Genomic DNA, 24,622 nt, shown 5'->3' on the forward strand with positions numbered 1-24,622 from the left:
GAAGCGAATACTATTGCTGATCGTCTGCCCATTTCGCAAATGTTTTACCTTCTTTTACCAGTTGGACGAGCAATGGTGCGGGAGTCCAATTGGCTTCGCCATGTTGGTCACGGAATGTGCAAATAGTATCGTAGATCTTTTTCAGGCCGATGTTATCTGCGTAAAACATGGGGCCGCCGCGATGGGGAGGGAAACCATAGCCATAAACATACACAACATCAATATCACTGGGGCGTTGGGCTATCCCTTCTTCCAGAATTCTGGCTCCCTCATTAATTAAGGCGAAAGAAAGGCGATTAAGAATTTCTTTATCGGAGATGTCTCGCCGCTCTATCCCATAAGCTTTGGCTTGAGCCTCTATGATTGCTTGGACTTCGGGGTCACTGGTACGAGCGCGAGTTTCTGGGTCATAGCGGTAATAACCGGCTCCACTCTTTTGGCCCAGGCGTCCCATCTCTACTAAAGCATCCGCAATGCAGTAGGTTTTGGGGTCGCCTTTTTCTGCTTCGCTCAGGCCCTCGCGGGCTTTGTGGCCAATATCGAGACCGGCCAAATCTCCAACCGCTATGGGCCCCATGGCCATGCCCCAGGATTGCATTACGGTATCTATTTGCTCCGCGGTGGCTCCTTCTATCAAACAGAGTTGTGCTTCACGGGCATAGGGCCGCAGCATCCGGTTGCCAATAAACCCATAGCAGTTTCCGGCCAGCACGGGAACTTTCTTGATAGTTTTTGCCAACCGCATTGCGGTAGCAATAACATCGTCGGCGCTCTTTGAGCCACGAACGACTTCCAGAAGTTTCATAACGTTGGCGGGGCTGAAAAAGTGTAACCCGATAACATCTTCTGGCCGACTGGTTGCAGCGGCGATCTGGTCGATATCCTGGTAGGAAGTGTTTGTTGCGAGAATGGTGCCGGGTTTACAGTATTGGTCCAGCTTGGAAAAAATTTCCTTTTTAAGCGTTACATTCTCAAACACAGCTTCGATAACGAGGTCTACCTCTACCAGGTCGGAGTAGTCAGTGGTGCCCTGGATTAGTGAGAGACAGTGTGCTTTTTGGAGCTCTGCAATCTTCCCCTTTTTCATACTGATATTGTAATTCTTGTCGATTACTGCCCGGCCACGTTCTACGGCAGCTTGATCGATATCCAGCAGCTTGACTGGGATACCGGCATTGGCAAAATTCATGGCGATACCTCCCCCCATAGTGCCGCCGCCAATAATGCCGACACTGTTTATTTCTCTGATAGGGGTATCTTTGGAGAGACCCTGAACTTTTGTCGCACGTCGCTCGGCAAAGAACATATGCCTCAGGGCGGCGGACTGACTTGAGAGCAGACATTCGATAAATAGATCCAGCTCTTTAGCCAGCCCTTTATCGAATGGCAGTTTAACCGCTGCCTCCACACAGGAGACAATATTCTGTGGGGCCAGTTGACCAGGTGCTCTTTTTTCCAGTCGCTGGCGGAAATCGTCGAATAGGCCCTCTGGAATACTGGCAGGATCTATTGTGATGTCCCGGACTCTGCGTGGTGGGGCTTTCTGGTCAATTAGCTCACGAGCAAAGGCGAGGGCCCCTTCGAATAGATCATCATCAACCACGTGATCGATCAGCTTCATGCTTTTGGCTTTCGCGGCCGGGATTGGGGCACCTTTGGTGATCATTTCTAGTGCAGCCGCAACGCCGGCCAGACGTGGCGTGCGCTGAGTACCACCGGCCCCAGGCAATAACCCCAATTTAACTTCAGGCAGGCCGACTTTGGCAGAAGTCTGGGCGCAACGATAGTGACAAGCCAGTGCCACCTCAAAGCCCCCGCCCAATGCGGTACCGTGAATAGCGGCAATCACCGGTTTACGAGAGTTTTCGATTTCTGTAATCACCTCAGATAAGGCAGGTGCCTGTGGAGGCTTACTAAATTCTGTGATGTCTGCACCAGCAATAAAAGTGCGGCCTTCACATATTAAAACCAGTGCCTGAGAGGTATCTTCCTGAGCACTCTTGATCGCTCCCCAAATGCCTTCGCGCAGCCCGTGGGAAAGCGCGTTGACAGGGGGGTTGTTAAGTCGAATAACACCAATATCGCCAATAAGTTCATAATTTACGGTAGACATTGTTATCTCCAGATCTTAAATGACTATTAGATTGTTTCTCCTAGAGGGTCTCGCCGGTTTTTATATACGCTCTATAATCACTGCGATTCCCTGGCCAATACCAATACACATGGTGGCTAACCCGTAGCGCCCACCGCTACGCTCCAGCTGACGTAATGCTGTGAGTAGAATGCGGGCTCCGCTGGCGCCGAGCGGATGCCCAACTGCAATTGCACCACCATTGGGGTTTACCCTGGAGTCCTCGTAATCAATCTCGAGCATTTTCAGGCAGCCCATGGTCTGTACAGCAAAAGCCTCGTTAAACTCCATGACATCCATATCTGCCAGGCTCAAGCCTGCACGAGCCAATGCCTTACGGGTAGCCGGGACCGGGCCTAACCCCATTACTCTTGGCTCCACTCCCGCAATAGCACTGGCGAGAATACGTGCGCGGGGCTTGAGATCTACGGCCTGCCCAGCCTCCTGGCTGCCAATAATGAGTGCTGCGGCACCATCGTTGATTCCAGAAGCATTTCCAGCAGTTACTACGCCGCCTTCAAATAGCGGGCGTAGCGTTTGCAGGCGCTCCAGGCTGGTATCGGGGCGGGGATGCTCATCAGTATCGACAAGGCGGGGTGGTTGCTTTCGGTCCTGTGGCACTTCAATAGGAATAATTTCATCGATAAAAAAGCCATCAAAACGCGCGCTTTCATATTTTGCTTGTGAAGCTAACGCAAAGATATCGCACTCTTCCCGCTGAATATTCAGGTCTGCGGCGATATTGTCTGCAGTTTGCGGCATGGTATGGCTGCCAAATTCTGCAACAATATCGGGATTGGTGAAGCGCGGACCCAAAGTGGTATCCGCCAGTTGCTGGGTGCGATCGAACGGGCTGCTTGCTTTGGAGAGGACCAAAGGGGCGCGGCTCATGGATTCAACACCACCGGCAATGAACAAATCACCTTCCGAGGCCCTGATGCAGCGGGCTGCATCGGCAACGGCAGATAAGCCTGAACCACATAAGCGGTTTACCGTAATACCACCGGTGGAGATCGGCAGTCCTGCAATTAGCCCGGCAAAGCGGGCGATATTACGACTGTCCTCACCGGCCTGATTGGTATTTCCGGCAATCACATCCTCAAATTGCTTGTGATCGAAATTATTACGTTCAACCAGGGTTTTAATGACATGCGCGAGCATATTGTCTGGCCTGATACTGGAAAGGCTACCTCCATGGCGACCAAAAGCACTTCGGCCGCCATCATAGATATAAGCTTGTGGCATTGTCAGTTTTCCCAATGACTGATTATTGTTTTGTGAGCAGTAGTAAATGTCCGGGCTTAATCAAACTCCAGTGCTACCGGAATATTTTCCAATGCCTCCTCTGCTACCGTTTTAGCCGAAGGTTTTTCCAGACGAACTTTTGCAACTTGGCCCAGAGCACTATCAAAACGGGCAGAAAATTCTGCAGATATATTTTTTTCCTGAAGTGCCTGACCAATAACATATTCGGTAGCGCGATTACGCAAAGCGGGTTTGAATACCTTGGCTACTGCAGTTAGGGGGATTTCATCAATGATCTCTATCCGCTTGGGTATCGCTGCACGTTCAGAAATCTGGGTGCGGCAGTAGTCGATAAGCTGCTCTTCTGTGGGTGGATTTTCGGACGGATATAGAGTGACATAGGCGACCGGAACCTCACCGGCATAGGCATCGGGCTGGCCAACGGCAACGGCCATAGCCACGGCGGGGTGACGGCTTAGTGGCTCTTCAATCAAGGCTGGATCTATATTGTGGCCGCCACGAATGATTAAATCCTTGGCTCGCCCGGTCAAATAAAGATTGCCATCGCCATCGACATATCCCATATCGCCAGTATTAAACCAACTGTGGTCAACCCAAGCCTTGGCGTTATCCTCTTCGGAGAGATAGCCTGAAAAAATATGTGGCCCCCGTGCAAGTACAATACCGACTTCACCGGTGTTACAGGTTCTCACTAGCCGGTTTCCATCCACTTCGGCAATTTTCATTTCCATATAAGGGAGGCGGCGGCCGACGCTGCCCTCGGGCGCTTGCATATCTGTTGGGGGGCGGGCCAGCAGGCAGCTGGACTCTGTCATGCCATAGCCATTGCTTACCGTCACATTGAATTTTTCCTCAAACGCACTCTTAAGCGCTGCGGGTAAAGGCGAGGCCCCGCAGCCAACATCTGTCAGGCAGCTGATGTCATTGTCGCCCACAGGGATTTGCATCAAGATGCCGAGAATAGTGGGCACGGCACCAAAGCCCTGTACCCGGAAGCGGGCGACGTGATGCCACCAGTTGGGGAGCACATTGGGGGAGCGAAAACCTGATGGGGTCATTATAACAATCGTGCGGCCGGCGAGCAGAGTGCCAATGCCGGCGACCACAGTGCCGAAAATGTGAAATAAAGGAAGGCCGCTGAGGGTAGCAAATCGCCCCTTACTGGATGTTGTGTCCACACTCAGCTGTGCAACAAATGCAATATTGCTGTGGGTCAGGCGCGCAATTTTAGGCCGTCCGGTTGTTCCCCCGGTGTGGAAGTAACTGGCAATTTCATCGCCCTGAATAGTTCGCCCACTAATTAAGTGGTCATTTGGCTGTTGGGCAATTGCCAGTACAAAATTCTCTACTTTTATACCGGAAGGCATGGATAAGGTGCTGACCGGTTTTTTACTGATTAGCAGCAGTGCCTCTAAGGTTGGAACCTGCTCAATGACTTGCGCAACCTTTTCCCATATCTCCTCACTGAGATCCTGCCCAAGGCTGACTAATACCTTAGCTTTGGTGGCATTCATGATCTCGACGATATGCTCCGGTTCCAACAACGGATTGATGGGACTGGCGATTCCCGCGGCTTGTCCACCCCAGAGTGCGAAATGCGTTTCAGGCAGGTTGGGTAATAGTAATGAAACGGTATCTGTCGAATTAACGCCGAGAGAATGGAGTAAATTGGCGGTTTGGTGAACCTTTTCGGATAGCTGTGAGTAGCTCACTGTCACACTTTCTTCATCTGGTACAGCGGTGGGAAGAAATTCGATGGCTGCATCTTGTTGGTAAAGACGGGCGGCCTGCCGAATTAAATCGTAGGTGTTTTCCCAGGGATAACGTTGTAGCAAAGGTACTTTTTCATATTCCTGGATTTCTGCAAGAGATTGCAGCATGGGACTGCCAGTGGAAGTGGACGTGATAGACATGGGGGCTTCTCTCACTATGGTTATTATGTTGGTGACAATATCAAAAGTGAAAAGAGCATTCCACTCTGCGGAATTCAATGGTAATGTTTTGTGCGTCGAGTGGTTATTTAAAAGCTAATTGGTGGGAATTGGCGGATAAATATTTACACCAGCTCTATATAAATGCCACAAAGTAGAAAATTGCGTCAATAGAGTTGGCTCGATAATTGAGGGCCTACTTGCGTGAGTCGGAAAAAGTCAAAATGGCGATGCTCAGATATCAATATCATCCTGAAATTGTTTGTAGATAGGTTTACTTAAGACAAAGAGAGGAGCTCGCCGAGCCAGATCGAAAGTGAATTTATTCCGCTTGTATAAGGGAACTTCCGAATTTAGTACATGTTGATTGTGCAAGTTGGTGAAGGAAGTTAGCTGAAAAATCTCTGCCAATTGCACCCATAAAAACAGGAGCAAGCGAATGAATATAGATTTTTCCCCCGAAGAATTAGCTTTTCAGCAGGAAGTTAAGCAATTCCTGCAAGAGAAGCTCCCGGCGGATATCAGTGAGAGGACTCTGGATGAAATTCCCCTGGGGAAAGAGGACTATGAACGCTGGCAAAAGATCCTGTACGAACAGGGTTGGGCTGCGACTAACTGGCCAGTTGAATATGGGGGTACCGGTTGGACGCCAACACAAAAATACATATGGGCCAATGAGTGTGCCAACTTCGGCGCGCCAGATGTAATTCCTTTCGGCTTTAAAATGGTTGCACCGGTTATCTTTACTTATGGCAGTGAAGAGCAAAAGCAGCGGTTTTTGCCGGATATTTTGGCAAGTAATGTTTGGTGGTGCCAAGGATATTCGGAGCCAAATGCGGGCTCTGATTTGGCGTCGTTAAAAACCACAGCAGTGCGAGACGGCGATGAATATATCGTTAATGGCACTAAAACCTGGACGACTCTGGGGCACTGGGCCGATTGGATTTTTTGCCTGGTTCGTACCGGGGGCCCCGAAGTCAAGAACCAGGCCGCGATCACTTTCTTGTTAATTGAAATGAACCACCCGGGTATTACGGTATCGCCTATTATCACTTTGGGTGGCCATCATGAAGTGAATGAGGTGCATTTCAATAATGTACGGGTACCCGTGGCCAACCGTATTGGAGAGGAAGGTCACGGTTGGACCTATGCCAAGGTACTGTTGACCCATGAACGGACAGGCATTGCAAGGGTTGCTACTTCCAAAAAACGTTTACAGACTTTGAAAAAGCTGGCAGGTGATACTTGTGATGGTGACGCCAGCCTCCTGGAAAATCCAGCCTTTGCGCAAAAGCTCGCAGAAGTTGAAATAGATCTTTTAGCTCTGGAGTTTACTGAGCTAAGAGCACTTGTGGCAGTGAGTACCGGTAATGCACCGGGGCCGGAATCCTCCATTTTAAAAATTAAAGGAACTGAAATCGCCCAGCTTATTGATGAACTTTACATGGAAACTGCGGGTTACTACGGAATGCCATTTGTCCGGGAGCAATTTAAAAGCGGATTTGATGGCGAGCATGTAGGCCCTGGCGTTATTACCAGCAGCGTGCCCCGTTACTTAAATAACCGTAAATCCTCGATTTATGGTGGTAGTAACGAAATTCAGAAAAATATTATCAGCAAGTGGGTACTTGGTCTGTAAACGCGACGTTTAATGAGGATTGGAACGATGGATTTTTCCTATAGCGAAGAGCAGCAGATGCTGCAAAGCAGTGTGAGCAAATTTATTCAACAGGATTATGACTTTGATCGTCGCTGCAAGTTAATAGACAGTGATACTGGGTTTAGTGAGGATAACTGGAAGTTATTTGCCGAGCTGGGCTGGCTAATGGTTCCATTTAGTGCAGAAGACGGTGGTTTGGGCGGTTCTGCTGTTGATCTGATGGTGGTGATGGAAGAGTTTGGTCGTGGCCTGGTGGTGGAACCCTTCCTGGCCAGTGCAGTTTTAAGTGGTGGGCTAATAGCAAGCGGTGCCAACGAGGCACAGAAGCGGGAGCTAATAAGCTTGTTGATGGAAGGCCAGTTGCAACTGGCATTTGCATTTGCTGAGCCCCAGAGCCGTTTCAATCTGTCTGATATTACTACTAAAGCTATAAGTAACGGAGACAGCTACGTAGTAAATGGCCACAAAGCTGTTGTTTTGAACGGTTCAGCCGCAGATAAACTATTGGTGACAGTGCGTACTAGCGGCGGTCAACATGATTGTGAAGGTATCACTTTATTATTGATAGATGCCAACTCTGAGGGTGTTCATCGCCAGGGATATGCCACTGTGGATGGGCACCGTGCGGCTGAGGTAAAGTTTAATAACGTGATGGTTCCTGTTGCAAACCGAGTTGGGGAAGAGGGAGCAGCTTTACCAGTAATTGAACAGGCAATTGACCGGGCCACACTGGCGCTGTGTGCCGAGGCAGTAGGGGCCATGGAGAAAATTTATAAAAAGACCGTGGAATATACAAAGACCCGAGAGCAGTTTGGCGTTGCCATTGGTAAGTTCCAGGCCTTGCAACACCGGATGGTGGATATGTTTACCGAATATGAGCAGGCCCGCTCTATTCTATTAATGGCAGCGTTACAGTTGGATGTGAATAATGGCGTTGCCCCTAAGGCAATTTCTGCAGCAAAAAGCCGCATTGGAAAAGCTGCCCGGTTAGTAGGCCAGGAAGCAATTCAGTTACATGGCGGTATAGGAGTTACAGAGGAGTTGGATGTAAGCCATTACTTTAAACGTTTAACCACAATCCAGTATTTGTTCGGTAGTACGGATTATCATACTCGCCGATTTGCCGGGCACTAGCGAGGCAGGCAGCCGTGAGGTGATGAGTTGTCCCCCAGGTTGGTCGCATTGTGCTACTAACCTGGGGTTAAGTTATCTAGTAGCGGATCAGCATGGCCTCTATATTGCCGACCATATTTTTCAATAAGGGGGCGACTTCTTCTTCCAGGAATTCTGGACTCAGGCGGTAAGCAGGTCCGCCCGCATTAAATGTATAAATGCGCCCCTGGCTTAATTGTAGGGGGACAGCAATACCATTAACATCACGGTTCCAGTCGCCAAAGGAGCTACAAAAGCCACGCTGCTTATAGCTTGCTACCGCTTCTTCAATTCCGACCTTGATTTTCGGCCAGCGCTCGCTATTTCTTTTCTCCAGGTGCCCATAAAAGTACTCGCGCTCCTCTTGAGGTAGCGCTGCCAGAAAAGCCCTTCCTGAACCACTGGTAGCTAAAGAAACACGGTTACCTATTTCGTAGCGAAAAGTCGTAACATTAGCGGCTGCACAAAACTCGACAAATATCATATCGAGTCGATCACGGTCAGACAGCCCTACAGCAGTTCCGGTGGAGTTTGCCAGGTCTTGCATTAGGGGCTTGGCAACCTGGCGAATAGCCAGATTGGACACGAAAGAGTAACCCAGTGCTAGTACGCCGCTTCCTAATTGGTACTTTTCCAGTCGATCGGAGTAGGTCAAATAGCCTAATTTTGTCAGAGTATAGGTTAACCGTGAAATACTAGAGCGAGGCAAGCCCGTGCGTTGGGCGATTTCAAGGTTACCCAGAAAGCCATCACCAGGCTGAAATGCCCGCAGAACATCCAGTCCTCGGGCGAGGGCTTCAATAAACTTGCGATCGGGTTCTGTGCTTTTCTTTCTTGGGAGATCACTCAGCGGAGCCATGGTCTTAAATCCTGCTTCTATAGTAGCAAGTATACAAATTTTACTCCTGGATCTGAAGTTAGATACTTAGCCTTGAAGAGAAATTTAGGCCTGTGAAGGGTGTTTGGAAAATAATGAGAGTAATGTAAATTGTGGTTGTACTTGAGAGTTCAACTGTGAGTCTGGGGCAAGAGTTTTCTTTAAAACCGATATGGTTTAATTGTATTTTTTGCGGAATACCTATATATACATTCTATCTGTCGTATTTTGCATACTTGCTGCTTGTTTCAAAGATGAAATTAGTGCTTGAGTCCGTTGCCAGTTAGCTTTTCCAGGTTTGAGCCCATTTAAAAAAGAATTTTAGATATGATAACAAGGCTTCTCATTGGTATCACAATGGCTTTGGTTGTCGAATGGTAACTGTTATGCCATAGACGATAATGTTGGAAAATAAATAAAATCAGTTCTTGAAGAGCTGACTAATAGCAACCGCTTAATCGGCTCACATTTTGTTGCGGTAGTTGATAAGAATGAGCTTGATTTCTTTTCTGCCTACTCTTATGAGGGGGCTCAGTGGGCCACTGCTAAAAACTGTGGAGGTATACAGGGCTCATTTAAGTATACCCCAAAGAAATCTTTCATTTCATTTTCAGGATAAGGGGCTGTAAAGTCTCAAAATGGGTCAGTCGAATTTATTATAGTGTAAGCTGGATGCTAAGACGGTGGTCTATAGCAGCCAAAATCACTGGTTGATTCTGTTATACTTTTCCTCTGCAGTAAAACTATTGCTTTGGGGTGGTTAGTAAGATGCGATATCTTTTTGATGCATTTTAAAATTTCCGTTTGATTAATTTCTTTGAGGGGTATTCCGTGAGGAAAAATACCGAATTTTTTGTAAGTAAATCCTTGGCCTCCTGGGATGAGGCTGGACCTATTCACTGGGAGTTAAACAAGGATCTACTTGAAAAAGTCTCCGAGTCTAATTTTAATGTCTTGGAACAAGACTTTGATGGCATGTTGGATGGGTTTGATCTTTCCGGAAAGTCAGTAGTACAAATTTGCTGCAACAATGCAAAAGATCTGATATCCATCAAAAAGAAAGGAGCTGGCCGTTGCGTCGGCATTGATGGATCTCAAGCCTTTGTCGATCAGGCCCGGCTTTTGGTAAATGCTTCGGGATGTTCGGGTATAGAGATCGTTTGCTCTAATATCTATGAGCTGTCTGATGAGTATAAAGGCCGTTTTGACTTTGCAGTTATCACGATTGGCGTACTGAACTGGATGCCAGACCTGAAGCGGTTTATGAGTATCTGTGCTTCGCTGCTGAAGCCGGGTGGTTATCTTTTAATGGAAGAAATACATCCGGTTCTAAATATGTATGAAGAAGGTAATCCCTCATACATTGCCATGTCTTATTTCAATCGCGAGCCGCAAAAGGATGATCAAGGATTGGGCTACTTGGATGGCAGAAAATATCAGGCTAAAGAAAATTATAATTTTCATCACACCTTGTCAGATATTTTGATGGTGGCAATTGAAAGTAATCTATCTCTACAGAAGTTTGTTGAACTCGGGAAGAATGTGGGTAATTGGTGTGGAGATTTGGAAAACTCTGAGTGTGTTCCACCAATGGCAATGCTGGTTTGTTGGAAAAAGGACTTATAGATTTTGACGTTAGCCAAGGTCCTTAGCTATAGCGCCTGTAGAAGTAGGCTAAGAAAAGAGGGTTGCCCAAAAAAATGAGTCTTAAATTCCTTCTTTTTCTTATCTGCACAAACAATATTCCTCCCAGCAGTGAGAGTTCAATGTTTTAACGGGCTTGTCTCCGCTGGCCACTTGGTGCTCTGTAGATTACTTGGTTAGTAGCACTCGTATTGAGATTCCCAACTTATTATGGTGAGGCTAAGCGAGCCGCATTGACTCAGTGTTCTAATGATTCGCATTCTCAAATGAACCAACTTAATAAACCGTTAACAGTATTGAGTGTTCTCTTCATCCCCATGGAGATGCCGGTAGTTCAGGGGGAGGAGGTTGTCGCACGAATCGCTCAGTTAGTCGCAGTTCCAGGCCACAGAGGCGGTAGAATTGGCCGGCACAGGTCAAGAGAGGGTAGAATCCCGCTCTTAAAACTATTACAAGACCCTTTTTTACGAGGAGATAGCAAATGCGTCAGACAATGATCGCACTAGCCGTAGCCGCATCCCTGGCGGTTGTGGGCGGTTGTGGTGAAAAGGCAAAGCAGGCTGAGGTAGCTAAAGACACTGTGAAAGCCGAAGAGTCCATGGCTGTAACTCCAGAGCACGCCAGTAACATGCTGCTGGCAGAGTGGACTGGTCCCTTTGGTGGTGTACCTGCGTTTGACAAGATGAAGCTGGAAGATCTCAAGCCCGCAATTGAAAAAGGTATTGAGATAAGCCTTACCGAGCTGGATGCGATCGCTTCAGATTCCGCTAAGCCAACCTTTGCAAACACCATTGTGCCGATGGAGCGCAGTGGCGCAGAGCTGGACCGCGCAACGGCCTACTATGGAATCTGGGCTGCGAATATGTCTTCACCGGAGTTCCGCAAAGTTCAGCAAGAGCTGGCACCGATCTGGGCTGATTACGAGTCCAAAATTTACCAGAACAAAGACTTGTTTAAGCGTATCAAGGCGATCTACGACCAGCGCGACGCGATGGACCTGGATGCCGAACAGAAGCGTGTGGTTGAGCTGATCTATACCCAGTTCTCTACCAATGGTGCCACCCTGGAGGGTGAGGCCAAGGAGCGCTATGCGGAAATTAACAAGCGCCTGGCTGAGCTTTACACTAAGTTTTCCAACAATGTACTGGCAGATGAGGAAGGCTACGATATCTTCCTGAGCAAAGATCAGTTGAGCGGCTTGCCGGAATCCTTCGTTGCAGCGGCGGCAGCTCTGGCGGAAGAGAAGGGCGAGAAGGGCAAGTACGCAATTACCAATACCCGCTCCTCCATGGACCCATTCCTCACTTACTCCGACAACCGTGAGTTGCGCAAGCAAGTGTGGACCAACTACTACAGTCGTGGCGACAATGGCGATGAGCGCGATAATAACGCCATCATTGCTGAGATCCTGAAGTTGCGCGATGAGCGTGTGGGCCTGCAGGGCTTTGACAACTACGCTGAGTGGCGCCTGCAAGACCGTATGGCGAAAACCCCTGAGCGCGCCATGGAGCTGATGGAAGCGGTATGGCCAGCAGCGGTTGCTCGCGTAAAAGAAGAAGTCGCTGATATGCAGGCGGTGGCAGATGCCGAGAAAGCCAATATCACTATTGAGCCCTGGGACTATCGTTACTACGCCGAGAAGGTTCGCAAAGCCAAGTACGACCTGAACTCCGATGAAGTGAAGCAGTACCTGCAGCTAGATAACCTGCGTGAAGCCATGTTCTACGTGGCTGGTGAGCTGTTCAACTTCAAGTTCACCCCGGTAAAAGAAGGTTCTGTACCGGTATTCCACGAAGATGTAAAAGTCTGGGAAGTCACTGACAAGACCAGTGGCGACCATATCGGCCTCTGGTACCTGGACCCATTTGCCCGTGCTGGTAAGCGTTCCGGTGCCTGGGCAACCATGTATCGTGACCACTCCACCTTTGATGGTAAGAAGAACGTCCTGTCTTCTAACAACTCCAACTTTATCAAGGGCGCACCGGGTGAGCCTGTGCTGGTGAGCTGGGACGATGCGGAAACCTTCTTCCACGAATTTGGCCACGCGCTGCACTTCCTCGCTTCTAACGTGACCTACCCGACCCTGAACAGCGGCGTTCGCGACTACACCGAGTTCCAATCCCAGCTGCTGGAGCGCTGGTTGTCTACCGATGCAGTCATCGATAACTACCTGGTGCACTACAAGACTGGCGAGCCTATTCCTGCGGATCTGGTGAAGAAGATTAAGAAAGCCGCCAAGTTCAACTCTGGTTTTGCTACCACTGAGTACCTGGCCTCTGCGCTGATTGATATGAAGTTCCACACTGCCGATCCAGAGGGTATCGACCCAGATAAGTTTGAGCGTGAAACTCTGGACAAGCTGGGCATGCCGAACGAGCTGGTCATGCGTCACCGCACCCCGCACTTTGGCCATATCTTCTCTGGTGAAGGTTATGCAGCCAGCTACTACGGTTACATGTGGGCCGACGTGCTGACTTCCGACGCCTCTGAGGCCTTCTCCGAGTCTAAAGGTGGCTTCTACGACAAAGAAGTAGCGGCCAAGCTGGTGAAGCACCTGTTTGCACCGCGTAATGCTGTAGATCCCGCAGATGCCTACCGTGCTTTCCGTGGTCGTGATGCGAATATCGAAGCGCTGATGCGCGATCGTGGCTTCCCGATCCCGGAGAAGAAAGGGAGCACCGTTGCTTCTAAGAACTGATCGTTTTGCTTAACAATTAGTTCGAAAAGGCCGCATCGATTGATGCGGCCTTTTTTATCCAGTAATATTTTGAATTAATATCATTGCCCATATTAAGACTATTTAATTGCACCTTTACTGGTGTACCGATGGTTTCAGGCTGGGTAGATTGAAAGAGAATAGAAGGGGTGTAAGGCGGTTTTTAAGTGCTGTTGTAGAGTTTTTAGTTAATGGCTTAAGTTTTTAATTTTTTCATGATCGCTAAAAATATAAGTTAATCCAGTATGGGGATCTATATATCCCTGTTTAGGTTTTATGTTTTGAAGAAAAGCGCCTGTTTTGGTGAGGCTTAATAGGATATGGCGTGGGTTGTCCAGCCCGCTTTTTTTTTGCGGGCGAGGTTGCCCAAACTTTCCCTAGCCATGAACTCAAACCAAACATAAGTCAGGGATTTTGAAACAGATAACCTGAACCAGTTAATGGTAGATGGCGAGATTGATCTAGCGCTCACCTTTCCGGATTTTATCCCGGATAACCTGCCGTACAAGCTGTTATTCGAGGATCAACATGTCTATATTGCAGGAAAAAAATCCCCTTTGAAGGGGAAGTCATTAACTTTGGCTGACGTAGACGAGCACCCTCAGTTGATCATTTCGCCTTTGCGGGTAAACCTGAGGGGGTCTCATTATGAATGGATTGCACCGCAAGGGCTGAAACGTAATATTGTTATTTCTGTGCCATGCTTTTTAGCCGCACCAGATATCATTGCCGCAACTGACACAATAGCTTTTTACCCCTCCAGGTTACTACTAAACAAGAAAGTTATTCCTCTCAATCTGGATACCCAACCCCCAAAGTTTGAAGTTATTGCAGCATGGCATAGTCGATCTAATCACAGCCAGCTCCACATGTGGGTAGTTGAATTACTTATGAAGCTATTCAATTAGATTTGAATAGCTAGCGATCATACTCACATTGTTGATATTCAGGATTTATTTTTTAAGAAAAAAACCCCTTTCACGCTTACGGCATTTGAAATATTCCTTTACATCAATATAGGTAAAATTATGCATCATTAGTTGTAGCCTCAGCGCGAAGCAAAAAAGTCTATCTTGGAACTATGCAAATAATCCCTTGTGCTACTCCTAGTTTTTTATTGGGCTTTTGAGAATGTAATATCGGTAATACCCGATGATATTACTGCTTAGAAATATAACTTCCATAATTACCGCCCCAGGGGAACCAGCCATAAAATTATGTGTCAGCCATATAGATGTTCCTATCAGCATAAGCTCTCTTAATCTTTTGTCATTTTTGGAGAATGCACCCATGGTTTGAAACGAAGACCCTAAAAAGCTCAATATGCTTAAGATACCTGAAAAGGTGGATATCATTACGGCAAGAGAAATTATCAGGAAAAGTGAGCATAGCTTGGTTGATGCGTAAAAATAACTGGATGCATACCTGATTACTGCAACAGCCATTAAAAGCGATGCGGTTATATTGCCCAGCAAGAGAAAATGGGTTGAGATAAAGATTCCAGCTATGACCAAGCATAACAGTATTTTCTTTCGAGCCTTGAATTGAAAGGATAAGATATCAAATAATATTGCAATGGAAATTAAAACTTGTGATAGTAAAAAGCTGTTTTGATGGATTGTTTCAATCATATACTATCTAGGCAGTGGAGCTGCACTCTTTGATTTTTCGACTGTTTGTTGCTTTGAGGTTGTGAATTGTACGCCAAGCGGGCTTAAAAATAGATTTGACAGGTACGCCTGTGTTTAAGGGTTGCTGATCCTCCCGAACATTAAAGTGCGCAGGAGGATGTCCTTGTACTTCTAAGTAAACCTAGGCTGCATTGCCCCTGTTCAAGTGATGGCCGATCTCTAAAGGAATTGATAGCCTGTTAAATACTTCCCTAATTGATTGGGATAAAAATTTAATTTGATCACTGGTATGGTTTGGTGTGGCGTTGATTCTAAACCGTTCCGTTCCAACGGGTACTGTGGGAGAGTTAATTGGTTGAATGTATATTTTATACTCTTCGAGTAATATCCTGGCGGCTTCCTTGCACTTCTTTGCATCCCCAATAAGAATCGGGATGATATGAGTTGTACTGCACCCCATGATGGGTATCCCTTCGCTTTTAAGTGAGTTGCGCAATTCATCGGTTTTTTTGTGCAGGGCAGTTCGTTCTTTGTCATTTGATTTCAAATGATCAACGCTTGCCAGGCAGGCAGACACAACAGCTGGAGGTAGTGAGGTTGTAAAGATAAAACCTGATGCAAATGATCGGATCAAGTCAATAGTTTTTGAGTCACCGGTTATGTAGCCACCAATTACACCTATTCCTTTTGCCATGGTTCCTTGAATAATGCCTATTTCATTTGACAAACAATCTCTGTCTGTAATTCCAGAGCCACTTGGGCCATACATTCCTATAGCGTGTACTTCGTCTAGATAAGTGAAACAATTATATTTCTTGGATAAATTGACAATTTCCTGTATTGGTGCCTCATCTCCATCCATAGAGTAAATAGACTCGAATACAATAACTTTGAATCTATCTTTAGGTTGGTCTTTGAGCAGACTTTCCAAATGATCACAGTCATTGTGTTTGAAAATGTGCCGCTCAACATTTGTGCTTCTTATGCCATTTATAATGGATGCGTGATTCTTTTCATCAGAAAAGACCACGCAGTCGGGAAAAAGTCTAAGTAAGCACTGAAGGGTGGCATCGTTGGAGCTATAGCCAGTGGGAAAAACCAGGGCGGCATCTTTACCATGCCACTCTGCTAAAGATTTTTCTAGCGAAATGTAATATTTGTGTGTCCCGCCAATATTTCGGGAGCCCCCAGAGCCGGCACCATGAAGATCGACAGCGCTTTTCATTGCGCTTGTAACTTGAGGATTTTGAGACATTCCCAGGTAATCGTTACTGCACCAAACAACTACAGGGGCAGAATTTTTTCTTGATCCCAGTAGAGCATTTGGGTAGTCGCCGCTCACTCTATTAATACAAGAAAACTCTCTGTATTGCCCGCTAGACTTCAGTTCAACGATCTTCTGCTCGAATAAATTTTGATACATGCTATTAAATCCATTTGAATTACAAGTAACATCCGAAAGTTGCGAAATGCTACCATGACACATAAATCATCCGGAAGAATTTTTTGTTAATTATTCAAAGAAATTTCTACCCGCTAATACGCGGTGCCGGTTTCAGTAAGCGAATAAATTTCACCAGGGCGAGTTATAGGGTAAGCGATTTCATCAGATCAGATCAGATCGTAGGTGAGAATTGTATTTAAAGTACCAGGATAGCACCGCTGAATGCCAAGTCATGGAAGGCTTAAAGGGTTATGTCATCAGTTGATAGATATAACTACTCAGCGGACATCCGCCTTCTTGCGACCAGCATCGCTATATCATGCGGCTGCGGACATCCCAACTTTCTCAAGCTGGATATTTCAGGGTAGCAGTGCCTCATAATCCTCAACGGATTGGCAGTGAGGAGTCTGCTTAAGCAACTTCACATAATACTTGTAGGGGGCAAGACCGTGGAGCTTGGCAGTGCGGATCAAACTAAAGTGCAGGCACAATGCTTTATCGCCATTGACCGAGGATGCAAACAGGAAGTTCTTTCGAGCCATCACAAAGGGTTTGATTTCCTGTTTAGTCAAATTGTTGTCGATTTCTAAGCGACCATCGTTGAGAAATACACGTAGCCCATTCCAATATTTCAGACAGTAATTCATTGCCTTACCCTGCGGGGATTTGGGTAGCACTTGCGGATAGTGCTCATCCAGCCAACACTTAAAGGCAGTCATAATCGGCCTGGACTCCTCTTGTCGCAAATCGTGTTGCTGCTTTGTGGTCAGCTGATTCTCTTTGGCTTTCCTCTCAACCCGGTAGAGTTTCTTATAAAACCGCATTGCTCGTTTTGCCAGTCCATCCCTCTGCGCCGCTCTCGCTATGGGTTCGAATTTTCGACGGGCATGTGCATTACAGTGATTTGTGTTTACAGCTGTCTGCTCAAATAACAACTCAAAAAATGGATCAGCATCGCAATGCAGCGTGCCCTTAAAGCCGGCAAACCAGTCATTCACAAAATCCTTGTGATCAACGGCATTATATTCATAGGGGATCGCTTCCTTTCCTGGAGGACCACCTCGGAAACGGTAAGCATAAGATTTTCGGCTTGCTGGCCGGCCAGGTTCATTAAGAACCTGCAATGATGTGGCATCCAAAGCTCCAATATCGTAGCCAATGACGCCGTCTTTTAGCAAATTGATCAGTGGTTGTAGGGGAGTAGCGCAATCGATAACAGTACGAGCCATGGTTTGACGGGGAAAACTAAAGCCGGAACGAGTCTCAAACTGTTTTTCCAGGTGATAGAACGGCTGTCGATCATCAAGCTTGCTGGCTATGAGGTGGGCTAGAACGAGTTCGGTAAACTTATCCTTGGGTAGGAGATGCTTTGGCTTGGGAGATATAACTATTTGGTCTGCACAGCCCTTGGGACAGGCAACCTTCTCCCTCAACTCGACAATCACCTTATATACCGGGGGTATGTAGTTCAAGCACTCATGGTGCTCGTAATCAACCAGATTCTTTTGGCTGCCATATGCACAGGTTTTATCCTGTTCTGAGACAGGGATTACCACCTCTTTTCTTGGTAAGTGTTCGGCAAAGGGCTTCTTTGTTTTTTTATGACGCTTGCGTGCCGCAATACTAACTACATCATCCCAGTCTTTGGTGTCTTCAGCATCATTTCCCTCTACAGAACCTTCATCCCGAACTTCTGCACCTTCGAACAGCAATCCCTGGGGGGATCATCAGGGTCTTCGTATCGCTCAGAGCGCCGGCCAAAGAGAGAGCGCTGTAGCTGTTTGAATTGAAACAATAGCTGATTGTAAGCCTTTTCAAACTGCTCGCACCGCTGGAGTGAGAGTTTGAGTTCACATGTAAGCTGTTCAACCTGGTACTGTAGCGTATCATCGGTAGCCACTGGGTTTTCCGATGTTAATTTATGCGTGGATTATACCATGGGGAACAATTTTTCCGGGCTCTATACGTATCAATAAAAGCGTGAAAAATAGAATTTTTCCGGTCCTTCTTGCTGAGTAAAGTCCAACCCAGAAAGCAGCCACTGTAGCTGTGAAATCGACAACTCTATTACGTCATTTGAAATGCCAGGAAAGATAAACCTCGACTGTTCATTTCGCTTGTAAAGGAGCCAGAATCCATTATCTTCCCAGTTGAGCATACGAATTTTATCGGCTTTTTTATTGCGAAAGACAAAGAGCTGACTGGATGTCGGATCTTTGTGTAACGTATCAGCGACCAGCAGCACAATGCCATCAATCTGTTTCCTGGAATCGATGGGCTGACGGTAAAACCAGACTTTGCTGTTAAACGGTAGCCACATCGTATTTACAGGTCCATAAGGTCAGAGATTTGCGCCAACAACACCGGGCTATTGATCACCAGCTTTATGCCATTAGGGAACTCTAATACACCAAGGTTTCCCGTAGTGACTGTAGAAGACTTGATATCCACGGGAACAAAGTCAGCGGTATCAGAGACCGCAGTTTGTTCAGTTAGTTTTTGGTGCCAGTAAAGGAGCTGGCTGTAGTTTAGGTTGTGCTTACGGGTATAGGCGCGCTTGGATTGAGAGCTTCTCTGGTAGGCCCTGACATGACTTTGCCACTGCTGCTGATTCATCAGCCTTTCCTCCGAAGTTGATGGAGGGGGTATCATGGCAGCCTGCCAAAGCAAGTTGAGTAATGTGGTTCATGTACCGCTTACGAAAGTGAGCACCGTTGCCTCTAAGAACTGATCGTTTAACTTAACAATTAGTTCGAAAAGGCCGCATCGACTGATGCGGCCTTTTTTTATCCAGTAATATTTTGAATTAGTATCATTACCTATAGAAAGAGTATTTAATTGCACCTTTACCGGTGTATCGATGGTTTCAGGCTGGGTGGATTGAAAGAGAATAGAGGGGGGGAGGCGGTTTTTAAGTGCTGTTGTAGAGTTTTTAGTTAATGGCTTAAGTTTTTAAATTTTTCATGATCGCTAAAAATATAAGTTAATCCAGTATGGGGGTCTATATATCCCTGTTTAGGTTCTATGTTTTGAAGAAAGGCGCCTGTTTTGGTGAGGCTTAATAGGATATGGCGTGGGTTGTTTGGGTCGCCCTCAAGATGGTAGTCTTCAATTTTACAGCAGACTCCAAAAGTTTCCTTAAGGTATTCGAATGATAATCGCCACTTGTCAATTGGATATTCATGTGCTGGAAAGTTAAAGGGTACACTGACAAACGCGCGACCTGAAACCTTGAGAATTCGCAATAGTTCGTTAATCACTCTCCAATAATGCTCGGTATGCTCAAGAAGCTCGGCGCAGATAATATAATCAACGGATTCCGCTTTATAAATGTCATTTAGGTTTTCTGCATTGGCGACGATATTGAATCCATAGTCTTCGATATCGACAAGGTCATACCTTGTGTTTATGGCCTGTAAGTGCTTAAAGAGCTTATTGGTAACAGCTACACCTAGCGTTTCGCCTTGTCCTGACCCCAATAGCACCACGTGAGAGCTTGCTGGTATCTTATTCCACTCCCGATTTAAGAAATAATTTCTAATAGCCGGAACGCCAAAATAATCGTAGTCTACTTCAGCGTCTTCATCGGATTTGATCCAGGGGACAGAGATCTCCTTAAATTGATCCCTCTTTAAGGAATAGGTAGAGTTTAAATTATCTTGGCGCTTTAACTTAAAGTGAAACTTTTTAAGTAATTCAAAGATCCTGGTGTTGGTTTTAGTGCGCCTTACTAAAATTTCCACTTTCTTAGAATATTTGAACCACTTTTTCAGCAGTTCATTTAGAATCTTTCCTTCAAAATCGCCAAAGCTGATCATGCTGCAAGAAATGGTGCCATTGTTGACAATGGATACTGGCCCATTAGTGATTACTGTAAATGCAGCCTGTATCCCAAGGGATTCTCCTCCATCTTTAACAGAAACAGAATAAACCCTCCCTCCAGATTCGACTATTGCTTGTATATAAGCGATTGATTCCTCAATTGAGGAGAGTTGTCGTGGGTTAAAGTTTAATCGATTTGTTCTAAAGAACAGCTCAGCAACTCTGGAAAATTCTTCTTTATTGGCTGGGGAGCCAATTTGTATCGAGCGATTTCTTGAGAATAGGAATTCCTTGTCAGATTTATCAAAGTGAGCTCTGGCATCAAAAAGATTGAGTGCGTGACGATACTTTTTGTATCGGTCTTTGATGCTCCTTTCGGTGGAGATGGGATTTTTAAGGTATGGGTTCTCTTGAAGTAAATGCCATTCTTTGAAATCCAGTACATAAAGGTCTGGAAATGCGGCCTGCGCATCACTTCTTTCCAGTGGGTTGTCATCTATAAAGACTGTATGGGAGGCCTTAAGAGAGAGCTGTTGAAATAGCACGTGTATATTGTCCGTTTTAGGCTGCCAGTTGGCAATGACGGTCAAAAAAATTTCTTTATTGATATTCAGTTGTCGAAATGCCGCCTGCACATCACTCCTATCGTTTTTACTTATTCCGATGATGACAACACCCTTTCTGTAGAGATCGACAAGATAATGATAGTAATCAGAATTAAGGCGTGGTATTTCTTTTTCTGCAACGGAGCCCTGCCAAAGAGTCCCATCAAAGTCGGTAATTAAATTCTTTATTTCGGCGGATTCGATTTTTTTCATGTGCCAAGCTCTACAAAGAGAAGTAGGCATATCGATTAACAGGCTAGCGCCATAGGGCAAGCATTGTTTTGGGCGCTGCCATGCTGCTAGTGATGGGGTGGAGTTTCACGATTAAAAGCGATTTCCTCCTTTTTTATGTGTAGTTTTGATAAGAAATCAAGCTTAGCATATTTTATATAGATTGCTTTTATAAGTTTAAATAGCCGACTGCATAATCAGTTCCAGGTGATCTCGGTTGCTTAGAGGGTAATCTTAAATAAGAAGCTAGTTAATGGAATATGGGTGATCAAATACCGTCTTTGAAGCGTTGACCCAGGCCGATATCAACGGTGTTTTGTTAGGCTGTGATCTCCCTATCGAAGTGTTATTTCTTGAAAGTAGCTCCCGATCTAGAAAAAAGATAAGCAGCTTTGTCTCTGGGAGTTGGCTCTTTTCCTTATTGGCAGCTACTGGGTTCTGATTGTACACAAGGCGCTAATAGGAGTTGATTATTTATAGGACCCTTTCCATTGTGTTGTCCTGCTTGTAGAGGTGGTCACTAGAGAGCAGGTTCTTGTAGCAAGTCCTGCCTACTCGCTCGTTTCCCAGTCCCAGTTAGCTCTTTCGCAAGCGGCTGTTGATATTGGGGCGATACTCTAAGTGATTTAAATATTAGATATCAAAATATTACACCCCTAAAAATTTATTTGCTGCCAGTCGATACCAATTTTCTCCACCGGGGCTTTTTTTGGTTAAAAAACATACGAACTTTATATTTCTAAGGGTTTTGTATAGAATTTCGTCCAAAATTTATACTTATGATCCCATTTTCCTCTACCTGGGCCTTCCTGTGATAGTTAGAACAGTGTGAGTCTGTTTATTTCAAAGATCATATTTCCGAAAAAAATAATTACAGCACTAAGCAAATGGGTATGGTTGCCAAAGGAGTTGTCAGCCTCTGCTTAGGACATTGGGTAAGCATAATTCGAAGTCAATTAAGGAGATTTCTGTGTTTGAGAAAAGCAAGCTGCACAGCGCGGTGCTGGCTGCAGGAGCGGCGGTATTGGCCCACCAACCGGTATTTGCCGAGTCCAGGCAAATCGAGGAAGTAACTGTTACGGCGACCAAGCGTGCTGAAAGCGCGCAGGATATCCCGGTAACCGTGCAGGCTCTGGGCGAAGAAAGCTTGAAGGACCTGAATGTCTCTAACTTTGATGATTATATTCGCTTTATGCCCAATGTGACTGCCGGGGGGCGTGGGCCCGGGCAATCTTCTATTTACATTCGCGGTATGGCGACCGAAATCATTGCCACCCAGCTGTCTCAGGCCAACGGAACCGCACCCAATGTTGCGCTCTATCTGGATGAGTCGCCGGTGAGCATTGGTGGCAGGAATTTGGATGTCTATGTCACCGATATTGAGCGTGTTGAAGTTTTGAAAGGCCCGCAGGGCACCCTGTTTGGGGCCAGCTCCCAAGCGGGTACCGTGCGTTTGATCACCAATAAACCGCAGCTGGATGAGTTCGATCTCAGCATAGAAGCGGGGTTGGCGACCACTAAGGATGGCGAGCTGTCCGATAGTTTGGAAACCATGATCAACCTGCCTTTGATTGAGGATAAGCTGGCTGTGCGCGTAGCGGCCTATCAATCCAATGAAGGCGGTTATATCGATAATGTGGCCGGTACTTACACTCCCGATGCCTCAATTAATCCAGCTTGGGAGGGGTTGCCGGTTGTGAGCGCTTCCAGTGAAGCGCTGGTAGAGGAAGACTATAACGATTCCAGTTACAAAGGGGTTCGCTTAGGGGTGAACTATGTGATCAGTGATGACTGGTCTCTGCTGGTGCAGCACACTCATCAAGATCTGGAAGCTGATGGGGTGTTTGACCATGACCCGGAAGAAGTTGGAGATCTGGAAGTAAACCGATTCTACGACGATACCCTGGAAGACAGCTTTGATCTGACAAGTTGGACTCTTGAAGGGCGCCTGGCGGCTTTGGATATCGTGTATACCGGTGCCTACCTCGATCGTGAGGTGGAGCAGTCTATGGACTACACCGGTTACAACGATGTGGGCAACTATGCGGCCTACTACACCTGTAACTATGTGGACACTTGCTACGATCCCACAAAGGGCTATGTGGGCTTTATGGAAAATACCCGCACCAGTCACGAGCTGCGTCTGTCCACGCCACAGGAATACGCTCTGCGCCTTACAGTAGGTGCTTTTTATGAGGATATCGAAATCCTCGACCGGGGCAATTTTGATTATCAGTCCATTTTGGAATTGGGCTTCCCGCAAAACTATCCGCGCGGTTGGTCTCCGGACTCCACTGATCCGGTGAAATCCACTGCGATCGACCCGAACGCTCGCCCGGAAGGTGTAGCTTTCTTTAACGATATTACCCGCAGGGAAGAGCAGCTAGCCTTCTTCGGTGAGCTCACCTATGACATCACCGACCAGCTCAGTGCCACAGTTGGTCTGCGTCATTACGATATCGATGTGGAGCTGCTGGGCTCCGCGAACTCCTCGTTTGGCAATGCAGGCGGTATTGATCTGGATATGTATGGCGATAACCTGGACTCCAAGTGGCAGGAGACCGGTATTGATGTCCCCATGAATGAGAGTGATGTCATTACCAAATTCACCCTCAGCTATAGACCTACAGATAATGTAATGCTCTATGCAACCTACTCGGAGGGTTTCCGCCCGCCCGCTTACAATCGTGGCGGCGGCAATGGCAATGAGACGACAGTAGTACCCTATACCATCAGTACCGATACCGTAGATAACTACGAAGCGGGCTGGAAAACGACTCTCTTGGATCAGAGCCTTCAATTTAACGGTAGCGCTTATTTCGTAGAGTGGAGAGATATTCAAACTGCGGTATTTGATCCCGATGTCTACTTCCTGTTCTATCTCGACAATGCCTTGGATGCGGAAATCCGCGGGGTTGAGATGGATGTGACCTGGCTGCCAACTGATAACCTCCAGCTTATCGGGGCCATGTCTTACAACGATACCGAAATTACCGATGTGCCAGGCAGTGCGGTTAACGTGGCTCCTGAAGGCAGTGAGCTGGCTCTGTCTCCACCTCTGCAGATGAATTTGCGTGCTCGTTACGAGTGGGATCTGGCCAGCTTCGGTGCTTACTGGCAGGCGGGCGTTTCTTATAGCGATGAAGCCTGGAGTTCTATTGTGATTGATCCGAACGACCGCTTTAAACAAGACTCTTACACTACCGTGGATGCGTCATTGGGTTTGCGCGAAGAACACTGGGGGACAGAGCTCTATGTCGAGAACCTCACCGATGAGCGCGCGGAATTGTTTATCAATACCCTGGATAATTCCAAACGTATCACCACTAATCGCCCGCGTACTGTGGGTTTGCGCGTGTCGTATGACTTCTGAGGGATTGTAAGTCTCTTTAGTGATTAGCCCGATAGCGGGGCGGCTAGATTCCGCTCCGCTGTCGTGGATAAATTATTGGTGAAGTTGCATCAATGCCATTTCATAAATCCTGTTGAGTTCCCCAGCTACGTTGGTGGTC

General features: G+C 46.7%; 16 protein-coding genes. 6 read left to right on the top strand and 10 right to left on the bottom strand.

Going from position 1 to position 24,622, the window contains the following annotated elements; translation table 11 throughout:
- Positions 1-10: 10 nt before the first annotated feature.
- Genes ACXAFI_RS06530 through ACXAFI_RS06540 form a run of 3 tightly spaced genes read right to left on the bottom strand, consistent with a single transcriptional unit; the run spans position 11 to position 5,310 of the window.
- Positions 11-2,113, bottom strand: a complete 2,103-nt coding sequence (locus tag ACXAFI_RS06530) for a 3-hydroxyacyl-CoA dehydrogenase NAD-binding domain-containing protein (protein ID WP_475108136.1) — start codon at positions 2,111-2,113, stop codon at positions 11-13.
- A 60-nt stretch (positions 2,114-2,173) separates the two neighbouring features.
- A complete protein-coding gene (locus ACXAFI_RS06535; protein ID WP_282950988.1) occupies positions 2,174-3,376 on the bottom strand; it encodes a 3-oxoadipyl-CoA thiolase in 1,203 nt (400 codons plus the stop codon).
- A 56-nt stretch (positions 3,377-3,432) separates the two neighbouring features.
- The gene (locus ACXAFI_RS06540) at positions 3,433-5,310 is read right to left on the bottom strand and encodes an acyl-CoA synthetase (RefSeq protein ID WP_475108137.1); all 1,878 of its coding nucleotides are present in this window, start codon (positions 5,308-5,310) and stop codon (positions 3,433-3,435) included.
- Positions 5,311-5,767: 457 nt separating this feature from the next.
- Between ACXAFI_RS06540 and ACXAFI_RS06545 the strand changes: the two genes are divergently transcribed.
- Both ACXAFI_RS06545 and ACXAFI_RS06550 read left to right on the top strand, forming a co-directional pair.
- Positions 5,768-6,967, top strand: coding sequence for an acyl-CoA dehydrogenase family protein (locus ACXAFI_RS06545; protein WP_475108138.1), 1,200 nt, complete (start codon positions 5,768-5,770; stop codon positions 6,965-6,967).
- A 27-nt stretch (positions 6,968-6,994) separates the two neighbouring features.
- Positions 6,995-8,122, top strand: a complete 1,128-nt coding sequence (locus ACXAFI_RS06550; protein WP_475108139.1) for an acyl-CoA dehydrogenase family protein — start codon at positions 6,995-6,997, stop codon at positions 8,120-8,122.
- A gap of 76 nt (positions 8,123-8,198) precedes the next feature.
- On the opposite strand, the gene ACXAFI_RS06555 is transcribed toward ACXAFI_RS06550, so the two are convergent.
- Entirely contained in the window at positions 8,199-8,999 is an 801-nt protein-coding gene (locus tag ACXAFI_RS06555; RefSeq protein ID WP_475108140.1) for an IclR family transcriptional regulator, read from the bottom strand.
- A gap of 849 nt (positions 9,000-9,848) precedes the next feature.
- Between ACXAFI_RS06555 and ACXAFI_RS06560 the strand changes: the two genes are divergently transcribed.
- The 3 genes from ACXAFI_RS06560 to ACXAFI_RS06570 all read left to right on the top strand — a co-directional run bounded on the left by ACXAFI_RS06560 (position 9,849) and on the right by ACXAFI_RS06570 (position 14,285).
- Positions 9,849-10,643, top strand: a complete 795-nt coding sequence (locus ACXAFI_RS06560; RefSeq protein WP_475108141.1) for a class I SAM-dependent methyltransferase — start codon at positions 9,849-9,851, stop codon at positions 10,641-10,643.
- Positions 10,644-11,142: 499 nt separating this feature from the next.
- A complete protein-coding gene (locus tag ACXAFI_RS06565; protein WP_475108142.1) occupies positions 11,143-13,359 on the top strand; it encodes a M3 family metallopeptidase in 2,217 nt (738 codons plus the stop codon).
- 446 nt (positions 13,360-13,805) lie between these two features.
- Positions 13,806-14,285, top strand: a complete 480-nt coding sequence (locus ACXAFI_RS06570; protein ID WP_475109799.1) for a LysR substrate-binding domain-containing protein — start codon at positions 13,806-13,808, stop codon at positions 14,283-14,285.
- A gap of 198 nt (positions 14,286-14,483) precedes the next feature.
- Here ACXAFI_RS06570 and ACXAFI_RS06575 read toward each other — a convergent pair whose 3' ends face one another.
- From ACXAFI_RS06575 to ACXAFI_RS06600, 6 genes are all read right to left on the bottom strand, one after another.
- Positions 14,484-15,008 carry a YgjV family protein gene (locus ACXAFI_RS06575; RefSeq protein WP_475108143.1) on the bottom strand — a complete coding sequence of 175 codons (525 nt, stop codon included), beginning with the start codon at positions 15,006-15,008 and terminating at the stop codon, positions 14,484-14,486.
- Positions 15,009-15,189: 181 nt separating this feature from the next.
- Positions 15,190-16,431: a 5-aminolevulinate synthase gene (gene hemA / locus ACXAFI_RS06580; RefSeq protein ID WP_475108144.1), complete on the bottom strand. Its 1,242-nt coding sequence runs from the start codon at positions 16,429-16,431 to the stop codon at positions 15,190-15,192.
- Between the two features lie 380 nt (positions 16,432-16,811).
- Positions 16,812-18,164 (bottom strand): IS66 family transposase, encoded by a 1,353-nt coding sequence (gene tnpC, locus ACXAFI_RS06585; protein WP_475108145.1) that lies wholly within the window; start codon positions 18,162-18,164, stop codon positions 16,812-16,814.
- 257 nt (positions 18,165-18,421) lie between these two features.
- Complete coding sequence (tnpB, locus tag ACXAFI_RS06590) at positions 18,422-18,772, bottom strand: IS66 family insertion sequence element accessory protein TnpB (RefSeq protein ID WP_475108146.1); 351 nt, start codon at positions 18,770-18,772, stop codon at positions 18,422-18,424.
- Positions 18,773-18,777: 5 nt separating this feature from the next.
- Positions 18,778-19,068, bottom strand: a complete 291-nt coding sequence (gene tnpA, locus ACXAFI_RS06595; protein WP_475108147.1) for an IS66 family insertion sequence element accessory protein TnpA — start codon at positions 19,066-19,068, stop codon at positions 18,778-18,780.
- A gap of 320 nt (positions 19,069-19,388) precedes the next feature.
- Positions 19,389-21,092: an HAD-IIIC family phosphatase gene (locus ACXAFI_RS06600; protein ID WP_475108148.1), complete on the bottom strand. Its 1,704-nt coding sequence runs from the start codon at positions 21,090-21,092 to the stop codon at positions 19,389-19,391.
- A 988-nt stretch (positions 21,093-22,080) separates the two neighbouring features.
- Between ACXAFI_RS06600 and ACXAFI_RS06605 the strand changes: the two genes are divergently transcribed.
- Complete coding sequence (locus ACXAFI_RS06605; protein ID WP_475108149.1) at positions 22,081-24,483, top strand: TonB-dependent receptor; 2,403 nt, start codon at positions 22,081-22,083, stop codon at positions 24,481-24,483.
- The last annotated feature ends 139 nt before the right edge of the window (positions 24,484-24,622 follow it).

Source organism: Microbulbifer sp. ABH2_005, from assembly GCF_056160005.1.

Coding starts and splice junctions, on each gene's coding strand:
- ACXAFI_RS06530 (WP_475108136.1), bottom strand. CDS start 2,113: ATGTCTACCGTAAATTATGAACTTATTGGCGATATTGGTGTTATTCGA.
- ACXAFI_RS06535 (WP_282950988.1), bottom strand. CDS start 3,376: ATGCCACAAGCTTATATCTATGATGGCGGCCGAAGTGCTTTTGGTCGC.
- ACXAFI_RS06540 (WP_475108137.1), bottom strand. CDS start 5,310: ATGTCTATCACGTCCACTTCCACTGGCAGTCCCATGCTGCAATCTCTT.
- ACXAFI_RS06545 (WP_475108138.1), top strand. CDS start 5,768: ATGAATATAGATTTTTCCCCCGAAGAATTAGCTTTTCAGCAGGAAGTT.
- ACXAFI_RS06550 (WP_475108139.1), top strand. CDS start 6,995: ATGGATTTTTCCTATAGCGAAGAGCAGCAGATGCTGCAAAGCAGTGTG.
- ACXAFI_RS06555 (WP_475108140.1), bottom strand. CDS start 8,999: ATGGCTCCGCTGAGTGATCTCCCAAGAAAGAAAAGCACAGAACCCGAT.
- ACXAFI_RS06565 (WP_475108142.1), top strand. CDS start 11,143: ATGCGTCAGACAATGATCGCACTAGCCGTAGCCGCATCCCTGGCGGTT.
- ACXAFI_RS06575 (WP_475108143.1), bottom strand. CDS start 15,008: ATGATTGAAACAATCCATCAAAACAGCTTTTTACTATCACAAGTTTTA.
- hemA (WP_475108144.1), bottom strand. CDS start 16,431: ATGTATCAAAATTTATTCGAGCAGAAGATCGTTGAACTGAAGTCTAGC.
- tnpB (WP_475108146.1), bottom strand. CDS start 18,772: ATGTGGCTACCGTTTAACAGCAAAGTCTGGTTTTACCGTCAGCCCATC.
- tnpA (WP_475108147.1), bottom strand. CDS start 19,068: ATGAATCAGCAGCAGTGGCAAAGTCATGTCAGGGCCTACCAGAGAAGC.
- ACXAFI_RS06600 (WP_475108148.1), bottom strand. CDS start 21,092: ATGAAAAAAATCGAATCCGCCGAAATAAAGAATTTAATTACCGACTTT.